The sequence below is a fragment of the Plantibacter sp. MMLR14_011 genome, from assembly GCF_001865025.1.
In the GTDB taxonomy this organism is placed as follows: Bacteria; Actinomycetota; Actinomycetes; order Actinomycetales; family Microbacteriaceae; genus Plantibacter; species Plantibacter flavus_A.
This window is the reverse complement of sequence record NZ_MJGW01000001.1, coordinates 484,327-495,131: the sequence shown is the minus strand read 5'-3', so window position 1 is coordinate 495,131 and position 10,805 is coordinate 484,327. Positions and strand designations below refer to the sequence as shown.

The window sequence follows — 10,805 nt, the reverse complement described above, 5'->3', positions numbered from 1 at the left end:
ACAGCAGGCTTGTCCAATCGTGGGGCGGCCACGCGCGTGTCCAACCCCTTGCGTTCTGCGGCGTTCGGAGCAGAATGTCTGCCATGAGTACCCAGACGAGTTACACCGTGAAGTTGACCGACGGTCCACTGGAGGGCAAGACGATCAGCGCCCGACTCAGCGACCACGGATCACCGACGCCCACCGTCGACGTGCCGAGCGGCAACGCCGGCAAGGTCTACCGGTACGCCCGGACGACCGGCGAGGAGTACGACGACTCCGGAGCCCCGAGCGCCGTCGACTACCGCTTCCTGGAGGCGGTCTTCACGACCGACTCCGGTCAGGGCTGACCGATCGCACCGCTACCTCTTAATAGGTGGCGGCCACGGGCACCCCGACGACGGCGCCGGACGCCTCAGGAGGAGGTCCGGCTCTTGCAGCGACCGTGATGGCGCCGAAGGCCGTGTCGACCGTGGCGTCGACGAGGACCGTGAGGCCCTTGACACTGCAGGTGCCGAGCGACGCATCGTTGCGCGCCGCGATCATGCGAGCAGTTTCGCAGGGGAAGCCTGGGAGACGGCCGGACGCAGTGTCGGCTGCCGCCAACGCGGCTGCGTCGGCGGCGTTGGCCGCTCGTTGATGAGCGGCGAACAGCGTCACGATGGGCAGTGTCGCCATGAGGACGGCGACCAGGGCTCCGAGGATGCCGGCAGCGAGGACCGACCCGGCTCCGGTCTCGTCGCGCAGGGCACGCGCCGCGCGGAGGGTGATCCGACGCGGCTGCACGCTCATCGGCCGCCACCCATGGCGCATGAGGATGCCCACACCGGGACGACGCCGGCGAGGCCGGATCCGCCCACCGCGTCGACGCGCACGCAGATGAGGTCGCCCTCCACACCGCTCGTCATGGTCGCCCCCGGCAGGACGCGCGCGACCCGACCCGCCGCGGTCCCGGCGTCGTCGCCTCGCCCCAGACTCCGGGCGGCGTCCGCAGCCGCGTCGGTCGCGCGGAGCTGGGTCAGCCCCACCTGCACCGCCGAGAGCCCCATCGCCAGCACGAGGACGACGGCCGGGACGACGACCGCGAACTCCGCCGTCACCGCGCCATCCTCCGAACGGCATGTCGGCACACTCAGCCGCACGGCTCAGCCGTTCGCCGTCAGGGCTCGTCGGATGAGGTCGGTGAGGATGCCCCGCACCTCGTCTCCGCGGAGGATGGCGACCAGGAGACCTGCGAACCCGACGGCCGCCATCGTGGCCACCGCGTACTCCGCCGTGGCGGACCCCCGTTCGTCCTGCAGGACGCGCCGCACCTCGCGCGTGACACGCTGCTCGATTCGACGACCGATCGTGATCATGATGTTCCTTCCCCGCACCGGAGTGCTGCGCTCGTGGCACGAACACCTCCATGTTCGGCGAACGCGTCCAGCGACGCGCGAGCGGAGCCGACGTCGGTGACGGGCCGCGTCGACCGGCCGGTTGTGGAGCGATCTCGCCTTGCACCCGACCGCTATTCATGCTTGAGTAATAGTCATGGATGAACAGTTGGCGGCGCGCGACTCGCAACTCCTCCGCGGCGTGTTGCCGATGCTCATCCTGTCCACCGTGCACCTCGGTGAGACCTACGGGTACGAGCTGGTCGAACGTCTCCGAGCCCTCGGTCTTGCCGATCTGGCGACCGGCGTCGTGTATCCGGTCCTCAGCCGGTTCGAACGCGACGGACTGGTGACCGCGCGTCGGGTCGCCTCCTCGGGCGGCCCAGCACGGAAGTACTACGCGATCACCGAACGAGGAGACGCGGCGAGGCTCGACGCCATCGCCCGCTGGAGGGCGATGACCGACATCGCCGAACGAGGAATTCACCCTGAAGGAGCATCAGCATGATCGACCAGAAGCACCCGACGGCGGATGACCTGCTCGCCGAGCGCGCTGCCCGTGGATTGAGCCTCGCGGACCGCTGGCGACGCGACTCATACCTCCAGCGCCTCGACTGGCACCTGGAGGCCGTAGTCACGGGGCGGGAACGCCGCTCGATCATCCGTTCACTCCGAGACGAACTCTCGGTCGATCGGCGACCGATGACGATCGCTCTGGCCGACCTCGGCTCACCACGCGCCCTGGCCGCCCGCTACGCCGACGACCCGGCCCGGTTGCGACCGACCTGGTCGATCGGGGTCATCTGGGGCGGCGTCGCGATCCTCGCCTACTGGTTCTCGTTCGCCCTGTTCACCTTCGGGATGCTCGCGGTGGTCGAGCAGTCGACACTCGATGAAGCGCACGCACGGTTCTTCTTCGTCAACGTGCTCGCCTTCGCCGACGAGGACGGCATCGGCGTTGGATGGTCCGGCGACGTCGCGTGGATCCTCGTGCCGATCGTGATCATCACCGTCACCGTGCTCATCGGAGCACGCTGCTGGCGCGCACTGCCACGCTCCCGCGGCTGACGCGGCAACGCCGCTGCAGCAAGGCGGGTCGGCGTCGAACCGTTGGTCAGAAGCCGAGCGTCGTCGACGTGACGACGCTGAGCAGGAGCGGAGCAACACCGACGAGGAGGAAGGCCGGCAGCACACAGACCCCGAGCGGGATCATGAGGCGGGTCGCGAGGATCGCTGCAGCCCGCTCGCCATCGGACCGCGCCTGATCACGCTGCTGCTCCGCCTCGCTGCGGAGCAGCTCGCCGGCGGGGATCCCGGCCCTGGCAGAGAGCGCGAGGACGCTCGTGATCGTGGCACCGTCGTAGGGGACGGCGAACCGCTCGCACGCCTCCTCGACGATCGACCGGGCCGCCGTCGCCGCTCCTCCACCCGCCATCGCCACCGCGACGAGGTCGAGCGACAACCCCGGCGCCGGGTCGCGCCTGGCCGCCCGTGCACTGAGCGCCGAACTCCAGCGCGCACCGACGATGAGGAACACCACGCCGGCCGCGAGACAGCAGAGTCCCGGAGGCGTCGCGAAGAGCGTCCGCAGCGTGTCGAAGCCGAGGGCCATCCCGAGGAGGACGGCGACGAGCGGCAACCAGAGCACCAGCCTCGCCGTCGCGGACGGTCCGGCGAGCGCCGTGCCGACGTCGCGACCGATGCGGTCCAACTCGCGCAGCGACCCGGCGAGGTCGCGCAGACAGACGCCGAGCGGCGCGCCGCTGATGGCAGCGACCTGCCAAGCGGCGGCCAGGCCCGCCCAGGCCGTGCGCGCGCCGGCACCCGTCTCCTGATCAGCGATGGCGGCGATCGCCGCCGGCAGGTCGCCGCCGTGCGCGGCAGCATCGGCCACCGCTGACAACACCGCCGTGTCGGCCCGATGATCGCTCGCCGGGCCGGCTTCGTCGTCCGGTTCATCCGCCGTGAGGCCAACGGACACCGCTGCTGATCGCGTTCGCGCATCGGCGTCCGCTTCCACGGCGAGATGCCTCCAGGCACTGCCGGGTGCGACGCCGGCACCCAGCAGCACGGCCAGATGACGGGTGGTGCGCGCAACACGGGCGGGACCGTCGTCCTCGGGCGGAGTCGCGCCGGGAAGCGCCGCGAGCACCCGTTGGAGTACCCAGGGCCGGGTCACGGCAACTCCTCGACGGCGAGGCGGTCGTGTTCGTCGATCAGGAGGCGGCCGACGGCGACCACCTGCCGACCGATCGGGAGCCTCGCCAGATGCACGATGAGTCCGATCGCGCTCGTCGCCTGACGGGCGACGGCCTCCTGACTCATCCCGGCGAGCGCACCGAGCGCTTCCAAACGGGCGGGCACGTCGGTCACGGAGTTCGCGTGGAGGGTGCCTGCACCGCCGTCGTGCCCGGTGTTGAGCGCCGACAGCAGCTCACGCACCTCGGGCCCCCGGCACTCGCCGAGGACGAGCCGGTCGGGACGCATGCGGAGCGCCTCGCGCAGGAGGCGTTCGAGGTCGATACCGCCGGCCCCCTCCAGGTTGGCCTGGCGCGACTGGAGTGCGACGACATGCGGGTGGAGGATCCGCAGCTCCGCGACGTCCTCGATCACGACGAGCCGCTCGGCTGGCGAGGCGAGGCCGAGCAGGGCGCCGAGGAGCGTCGTCTTCCCGGAGCCGCCCGCACCGGTGATGAGGATGTTCGTCCGGGCCGCTACGGCGTCGCGCAGCAGCTCGGCGACCGTCGCCGGGAACATCCCGGAGGCCTGTAGCGCATCGAACCCCAGCGCTTCGTCCCGTGGCACCCGGATGGACAGGAGCGTCCCTCGCGTCGACACCGGCGGGAGGACCACGTGGACCCGCACCCCGTCCTGCAGACGCACGTCGACGCACGGCGTCGCCTCGTCGACGTGCCGCCCGCCCCTCGCCACCAGGCGCACCGCGAGCGCGCGGATGGTCGCCTCATCGGAGCGCCATCCCGCCTCCCGGACGAGCCCGGCACCGTGGTCGAGCCAGAGGCCGGACGAGCCGTTGACGAAGAGGTCGGTGACCCCCGGATCGGCGAGGTAGGGCGCGAGCGCGCCGAAGTCGGCGAGCGCCGTGACACCGCGCGACTCGCCTGCTCGCGCGGGTTCGGCGTCGGCCGACGCCCCCGGCGGATCAGGAGGGGTGACCTCGGGCGGGATGGAGACGACGAATCGATCGGACATGCGGCGAGAGTAGAAGCCCAGGCTCGAACCCCGAGGCGCGGAGGCACGGACCTCGCAAACTCACGAGACCGGCTTCGCTTGTGGAGCGTCGTCGGCGACCCTCAGTGCACCTCAGCGACCGATCGTCGAGGCGCGGATGACGAGGTCCGCGGCGATCACCGGGGCGGGTGCCACCGTCCGACCCTCGATCCGGGCGAGGAGTTGCTCGGCGCCTGCGCGACCGAGCGCCTCACCGGGCAACCGCACACTCGTCAACGGCGGGTCGCTCACGACCGACGACGCCAGGTCGTCGAACCCCACCACGGCGAGCTCAGCCGGCACCGGCATGCCCATCGCCCGCGCCGACTGCAGCACCCCGTACGCATGCGTGTCGGTCGCGCAGACCAACGCGGTCACCCCGGCGTCGCGCCACCGCGGCCAGCTGTCGACGAACGCCGCGGCCGCCGCTTCGAGGTCGATGATGCTCTCCGCGCGATCGTCCGCGTGCACGCGCATCCCGCGCACGGCGGCCTCGCGCTCGAGCAGCAGTCGACGCAGGAGGAACGTGTCCGTCGCGGTGCGCCCACCGAGGTACCCGAGTTGCCGGTGACCCAGGACGTGGAGGTGGTCGAGGAGTGCTCGGACACCGCCGAGGAGGTCGAAGTCGACGGACACGGCACGTCGGTCGGCGACGACGGCACCGGACGCGGCCTCCGCCGTCGTCGTCGGGAGGCGGGGTGCGTCGAGCAACACGAGCGCGGTGTCGAGCCTGAGCTCCTCGAGGAAGGCCTCGCTCGGCGCGTCGACCACGAGCCCGGCCGGTCGGAGGGCCGCCAATCGGCCGAGCGCCGCCGCCGTGGGCACGTCGCCCTCCCCGGTCACCGACACGAGCAGCTGGTACGCGTCGCCGAGGCCGGCCCTGAGTCCTCGGATCACCGCACCGAAGTAGGGGTTCGAGGCATCCGGCGTCACGAAGACGACCAGGTTGCTCGACCCACTCGCGAGCGCCCGCGCGGCGTGGTCGGCGACGTAGCCGAGCTCGGCGATCGCCTGACGCACCCGTTCGGCGTTCTGCGCCGACACGTGACCGGCGTCCTTGCCGTTGGCGACGAGCGACACGGTCGCGACCGACGTCCCGGCCCGCTCCGCCACCATCGCCGCCGTCACGCGACGGGCGGCGCGTGGCTGGGGATCGTTCGGTTCGAGGGGCACCCGTCGATCGTATCGGGGCCGCGGAACCCTGGGCCGAACGACCCGGTTTGGCGAACCTAAAGCGCTTGACGTAGGCTGCTCCCGGCGGACCTGAAGCGCTTTACGTGCCCTGCCGCCCGCTTCCCCAGCACCCCAACGATGTGGAGAACCATGCCCCGCAAGATCATCCTCGACTGCGACCCAGGCCACGACGACGCGATCGCCATCCTCCTGGCGCACGGCAACCCCGAGATCGAGCTGCTCGCCGTCACGACCGTCGTCGGCAACCAGACGCTCCCGAAGGTCACCCGGAACGCCCTCGCCGTCGCCCGCATCGCCGGGATCACCGACGTGCCGTTCGCCGCCGGCGCCGACCGCCCGCTCGTGCGCCCACTCGAGAACGCACCGGACATCCACGGCGAATCGGGCATGGACGGCCCCGTCCTCCCCGAACCGGCGATCGCCCTCGACGACCGGCACGCCATCGACCTCATCATCGACCTCGTCATGTCGCACGAACCGGGCGAGATCACCCTCGTCCCGACCGGCGGCCTGACGAACATCGCCCTCGCAGCCCGCAAGGAGCCGCGCATCGTGGAGCGCGTCAAGGAGGTCGTCCTCATGGGCGGCGGCTACCACGTCGGCAACTGGTCGGCGGTGGCCGAGTTCAACATCAAGATCGACCCTGAGGCCGCGCACATCGTCTTCAACGAGAGCTGGCCCGTCGTCATGGTCGGCCTCGACCTCACGCACCAGGCCCTCGCCACCCCGGAGGTCGTCGAGCGGATCGCCACGATCGGCACCGGCCCGGCACGCTTCGTCGAGGAGCTGCTCGAGTTCTTCGGCACCACCTACAAGGACGCGCAGGGCTTCGACAGCCCGCCCGTGCACGACCCGTGCGCCGTCGCCTACGTGATCGACCCGACGATCGTGCGGACCGTCAAGGTGCCGATCGACATCGAACTCACGGGCACGCTCACCCTCGGCATGACGGTCGCCGACTTCCGCAGCCCGGCTCCGGACGACTGCAGCACCTGGGCAGCGACCGAGCTCGACCACGCACGCTTCTGGGGCCTCGTCACCGACGCCCTCGAGAACATCGGGGAGATCGAACTGTGAGCGACCTCCTGAACTCCACGAGGCCCGCCGTGCGCATCGGCGCCCTCATGACGGCGTTGCTCGCCGCCTGCGTCGCGTTCCAGTTGAACGCCAGCATGCTGAGCCCCGCGCTCGTCAGCATGGCGCGCGAACTGCAGACCGACGACGCCACCATCGGCCTGTCGCAGACCATGTTCTTCACCACGGCGGCGCTGTTCTCGGTCTTCCTCCCCCGCCTCAGCGACATCGTCGGCCGGAAGCGCGTCCTGACGGGCATGCTCGTCATCATGCTCGTCGGCACCGTCGTCGCGGCCCTCGCCGCGAACGTCGAGATGCTGTTCGTCGGCCGCATCATCCAGGGCGTGTCCGGGCCGGTCGTGCCCATCACCCTGCTGATGCTGCGCGCCGAGGTCACCGACCCGAAGCGGTACGGCGCCATGATGGGCCTCATCACCGCGGTCAACGGCGGCATCGCCGGGATCGACGCCCTCGCCGGCGGATGGCTCGTCACGAACCACGGCTTCCGGTCCGTCTTCTGGACCATGGCCGTCGTCGCAGCCGTCGCGATCGTCTTCGTCGTCCTGTGGGCCGCGAACTCGCAGCCCTCGAAGGGCACGAGGATGGACTGGTGGGGCGTGCTCCCGCTCGTCGTGTCGATCGCCGCACTGCTCACCGCGTTCAACGAGGCCGGCAAGCTCGCGGCGGCGAACTGGTTGCTCGTCGGCGGGTTCATCGTCGTCGCCCTCGTCGCGTTCGCGATCTTCTGGACCGTCGAGAACCGCGTCGCCGAGCCACTGGTCGCCACGAAGTACCTCCGCCAGCGCAGCACCTGGGCACTCCTGCTCACGACGTTGCTCACGATGACCGGGGTCTTCGCCGTCGCCAACGGCCTCGTCACCTCGATCGCGCAGAACGCCGACGCGGGCTTCAGCATGGAGGCCGACCTCGCCTCGCTCGCGTTCCTGACGCCGTACGCCCTCGTCGGCTGGCTCGTCGGCCCGTTCGCCGGTCGTCTCGCGCCAACGCTCGGCTACCTGAACGTGCTCCGCATCGGTCTCATCGGCAGCATCGTCTCGATCGTCATCATGGCGCTCGTCGGCGTGCACTCGCTCCCCGTGCTCATCGCGACGACCGTCCTCATCGGTGCGACCTACGCGGGCATCGGCAACATCATGCTCAACGGGCTGGGCATCGTCCTGTCGCCGAAGGAGAACCCGGGCTTCCTGCCCGGCCTCAACGCGGGCGCCTTCAACCTGGGCGCCGGCCTCAGCTTCGTCGTCCTCCCCGCCGTCCAGATCGCCGTCGCACCCGCCGGAGGGACGTCGACGGCCGGGTACACGAGTGCCATGCTGGTCGGCGCGGGCATCACCGCGGTCGCCCTGCTGGTGTCGTTCCTCATCCCGAAGCCCGCCGGCGCCGAGGTCCGTCCGGCCGAGACCGCCTCGGCAGCCTAGGAGGGTCACCATGCAGAGTCCACGCATCGTCGTCGTCGGGTCCTTGAACGCGGACCTCGTCGTCCGCACTGCACGCTTCCCGCAGCCCGGGGAGACGCTCACGGGATCCGAACTCGCCGTCATCCCCGGCGGCAAGGGCGCCAACCAGGCGGTCGCCGCAGGCAGACTCGGCGGCGACGTCACCATGGTCGGCGCGGTCGGCGACGACGCGCACGGGTCGCTCCTGCTCGAGTCGCTCTCGAGCTCGGGAGTGGACGTCACCCGGATCGCCCGACGTGACGACGTCGCGACCGGTACCGCGGTCATCACCGTCGACGACGCCGGGGAGAACACGATCATCGTGTCGCCTGGGGCGAACGGCACCCTCACGCCCGACCGGATGGGCGAGGCGTGGACGGCGCTCGACGGTGCCGGCGTCGTCTGCCTGTGCCTCGAGGTACCCATCGACACCGTGCTCGAGACGGCCCGGCGGGGCGCCGCGGCCGGCGCGCTCGTGCTCCTCAACCTCTCCCCCTACGGTCCGGTGCCGGAGGAGCTCCTCCACGCGACCGGCGTCCTCCTCGTGAACGAGCACGAGGCCGCCGATCTCGCCGGGGTCGACCCGGAGGAGGCCGGGTGGGAGGCGACCGCAACGGCGCTGCGCAGCCACGGCATCCGACGAGCCGTCGTCACGACCGGGGCCGCAGGCAGTGTCGTGATCGACGGCGAGGCCGCCCCGACACCGGTTCCGTCGCCGACGGTGGACGCCGTCGACACCACCGGCTGCGGCGACGCGTTCATGGGTGCCCTCGCGCTGCGACTCGCTGCCGGCGACGAGCTCGTCGACGCGGCGCGATTCGCCTCGACCGTCGGCAGCTACGCGGCGACCGGCGCCGGCGCCCAGGCGTCGTACCCCGATCAGGAACAGCTCGCGGCGTTCCTCGAGCAGCGATGAGACACGGGGTCCCGCGTGAACCGACGCGGGACCCCGTGTCGCCTCAGCCGGCGGCGATCACCCAGAGGTAGAGCACCGCAGCAGCAGCGATCGCCCAGCTCGTGAAGCTGCCGACGAGGAACTCCTCCGCCTTGCCGCCGACCCCGCGATCCTCGGAGATCTCCGGGAAGCGCACGATGCCTTTCGCCGCGACGAGGGCGGCGATCACCATGCCGGTGCCGCTCAGCGCGAGGACGACGATGAAGACGCGTTCGAGCGGGCCGATGAGTCGGCCGCCGAGCAGCTGCGTCGTCGGACGCCGCGGCGTGGCGCTCTGCTCGACGGTCCCCAACTCGCGTCCGCGGATCATGACCGTCCAGGCGGAGGCGGGTGCCGCGGTCGGTTGCGGCTCGTCGTCCTCACGCGCGCGGCGCAGCGACGCCCGCACGATGAGGTTGCTGCTCCGCGTGAGGAAGACGAGCGTCGACCCGGCTGCGACGGCGAGAACCAGGGGCACCTCCTGCAGCACGCCGAGGTCGAAGCCCGCGTAGAGCCGTGCAGCGGGGCTGTCGGCGGTCCCGCCCGCCCCGAACACGAGCGTGGAGACGACGACGAGGAGACCGAGCAGGAGCACGGGCCAGAACCCGCGCGGTCGTGACGCGTCCGAGGACGGCATGGCCACGATCCATCCGAGGGCGACGAGGCCGGTCAGCGTCGGCCACCACCAGTCGAGCCCGAGGCCCAGCACGGCGAACAGCCAGACCACCACCAGCCCGATCACCGGGGACCAGCGCGGGCCGCGGACCACACCCCGACAGAGGTCGGCGACCCCGATCATGAGCAGCAGGACGGCCGTGATCATCGGGCCGGCGATCCGGCGAGCAGGTCGAGGGCCGAGACGAGCGCGGCACCGCCCGATCGTTGCAGGTTCTGCGACACCGCGGACTGCGAGATGCCGGCTTCGGCAGCCATCGACTCCTGCGATCGGCCGAGGAGCGCGCCCGCGGCGAGCTGTCGCTGTCGGGGGTTCCGCATCTGATCGATCGTGTGGTCGCGCAGGGTGAGGAGTGCGTTCACGATGGCGTCTCCGTCCTGGGGCGCTTCGCCCTCGAACCACGATCGCAGGTACGGCTGACGTTTGTCCTCTCGCCGATGCGCCTCGTCGATGGCGGCTCGGGCCCGCCACCAGGCGGAACCGTCCTGAATGCGGGCCTCCTGCCCGGCGTCGATGTCCGTGACCTCGCCCCAGCCGAGGCCGAACCGGCAATCGACCTCCGCGGGGAACAGCAGTCGCGCGAGGGTGGTGGCTCGCAGTGCGGTCGCGACGTCCGCGTACACGACCTGGAACTCGTCGCCGACCGTCGGACGCAGCGGCTGCTCGGCGGGCCAGGTGGCCTCCACCTGGAGGAAGACGTCCTGGATCGCGCGCTGAGCTCGGGGGCGGTCGTCGAGACGGCGGGAACCGACGATGTCGACGACGACGGCCAGGAGGAGATCGGTCATCTCAGAAGCATAGAGCTGATAGTGGCAGAACTATAAGCAATAATCGAATACTCACCGGCAGCCACCTGCAGCCAGCGCCGGAGACAGAAGAAGGCGGCACCC

The 10,805-nt window shown here is 70.9% G+C and carries 14 protein-coding genes; 6 read left to right on the top strand and 8 right to left on the bottom strand.

Annotated elements, in window-relative coordinates; genetic code table 11:
• Nucleotides 1-83: 83 nt before the first annotated feature.
• The gene (locus tag BIU99_RS02240) at nucleotides 84-329 is read left to right on the top strand and encodes a hypothetical protein (protein ID WP_071259042.1); all 246 of its coding nucleotides are present in this window, start codon (nucleotides 84-86) and stop codon (nucleotides 327-329) included.
• 19 nt (nucleotides 330-348) lie between these two features.
• Here the strand turns inward: BIU99_RS02240 and BIU99_RS19620 are convergent, their stop codons facing one another.
• From BIU99_RS19620 to BIU99_RS02225, 3 genes are read right to left on the bottom strand one after another with little or no spacing between them, the layout of a single operon-like run.
• Entirely contained in the window at nucleotides 349-771 is a 423-nt protein-coding gene (locus BIU99_RS19620; RefSeq protein ID WP_071259040.1) for an Rv3654c family TadE-like protein, read from the bottom strand.
• A complete protein-coding gene (locus BIU99_RS19615) occupies nucleotides 768-1,079 on the bottom strand; it encodes a TadE family type IV pilus minor pilin (RefSeq protein WP_175484332.1) in 312 nt (103 codons plus the stop codon). Before BIU99_RS19615 ends, BIU99_RS19620 begins: the two co-directional genes overlap by 4 nt.
• 45 nt (nucleotides 1,080-1,124) lie before the next feature.
• Nucleotides 1,125-1,337 carry a DUF4244 domain-containing protein gene (locus BIU99_RS02225; RefSeq protein ID WP_083397141.1) on the bottom strand — a complete coding sequence of 71 codons (213 nt, stop codon included), beginning with the start codon at nucleotides 1,335-1,337 and terminating at the stop codon, nucleotides 1,125-1,127.
• Between the two features lie 175 nt (nucleotides 1,338-1,512).
• Here BIU99_RS02225 and BIU99_RS02220 point away from each other — a divergent pair, with 175 nt between their 5' ends.
• A complete protein-coding gene (locus BIU99_RS02220) occupies nucleotides 1,513-1,863 on the top strand; it encodes a PadR family transcriptional regulator (protein ID WP_071259035.1) in 351 nt (116 codons plus the stop codon).
• Nucleotides 1,860-2,423, top strand: a complete 564-nt coding sequence (locus BIU99_RS02215) for a hypothetical protein (RefSeq protein WP_254773549.1) — start codon at nucleotides 1,860-1,862, stop codon at nucleotides 2,421-2,423. The genes BIU99_RS02220 and BIU99_RS02215 overlap by 4 nt, the downstream gene beginning before the upstream one ends.
• 46 nt (nucleotides 2,424-2,469) lie before the next feature.
• On the opposite strand, the gene BIU99_RS02210 is transcribed toward BIU99_RS02215, so the two are convergent.
• The 3 genes from BIU99_RS02210 to BIU99_RS02200 all read right to left on the bottom strand — a co-directional run bounded on the left by BIU99_RS02210 (nucleotide 2,470) and on the right by BIU99_RS02200 (nucleotide 5,756).
• Entirely contained in the window at nucleotides 2,470-3,534 is a 1,065-nt protein-coding gene (locus BIU99_RS02210) for a type II secretion system F family protein (RefSeq protein WP_139205303.1), read from the bottom strand.
• On the bottom strand, nucleotides 3,531-4,565 hold the full coding sequence (locus BIU99_RS02205) for a TadA family conjugal transfer-associated ATPase (protein WP_083397140.1): 1,035 nt from the start codon (nucleotides 4,563-4,565) through the stop codon (nucleotides 3,531-3,533). The genes BIU99_RS02210 and BIU99_RS02205 overlap by 4 nt, the downstream gene beginning before the upstream one ends.
• 111 nt (nucleotides 4,566-4,676) lie before the next feature.
• Nucleotides 4,677-5,756, bottom strand: a complete 1,080-nt coding sequence (locus BIU99_RS02200) for a LacI family DNA-binding transcriptional regulator (protein WP_371263738.1) — start codon at nucleotides 5,754-5,756, stop codon at nucleotides 4,677-4,679.
• A gap of 150 nt (nucleotides 5,757-5,906) precedes the next feature.
• Between BIU99_RS02200 and BIU99_RS02195 the strand changes: the two genes are divergently transcribed.
• The 3 genes from BIU99_RS02195 to BIU99_RS02185 are packed head-to-tail and all read left to right on the top strand — an operon-like array spanning nucleotide 5,907 to nucleotide 9,221.
• A complete protein-coding gene (locus BIU99_RS02195; RefSeq protein ID WP_064294656.1) occupies nucleotides 5,907-6,854 on the top strand; it encodes a nucleoside hydrolase in 948 nt (315 codons plus the stop codon).
• Nucleotides 6,851-8,287: an MFS transporter gene (locus BIU99_RS02190; protein WP_071259031.1), complete on the top strand. Its 1,437-nt coding sequence runs from the start codon at nucleotides 6,851-6,853 to the stop codon at nucleotides 8,285-8,287. Before BIU99_RS02195 ends, BIU99_RS02190 begins: the two co-directional genes overlap by 4 nt.
• A 10-nt stretch (nucleotides 8,288-8,297) precedes the next feature.
• Nucleotides 8,298-9,221, top strand: a complete 924-nt coding sequence (locus tag BIU99_RS02185) for a ribokinase (RefSeq protein WP_071259029.1) — start codon at nucleotides 8,298-8,300, stop codon at nucleotides 9,219-9,221.
• 43 nt (nucleotides 9,222-9,264) lie between these two features.
• Here the strand turns inward: BIU99_RS02185 and BIU99_RS02180 are convergent, their stop codons facing one another.
• Both BIU99_RS02180 and BIU99_RS02175 read right to left on the bottom strand, forming a co-directional pair.
• A complete protein-coding gene (locus BIU99_RS02180; protein WP_071259027.1) occupies nucleotides 9,265-10,062 on the bottom strand; it encodes a hypothetical protein in 798 nt (265 codons plus the stop codon).
• Nucleotides 10,059-10,703, bottom strand: coding sequence for a SatD family protein (locus BIU99_RS02175; RefSeq protein WP_071259025.1), 645 nt, complete (start codon nucleotides 10,701-10,703; stop codon nucleotides 10,059-10,061). The genes BIU99_RS02180 and BIU99_RS02175 overlap by 4 nt, the downstream gene beginning before the upstream one ends.
• Between the last annotated feature and the right edge of the window lie 102 nt (nucleotides 10,704-10,805).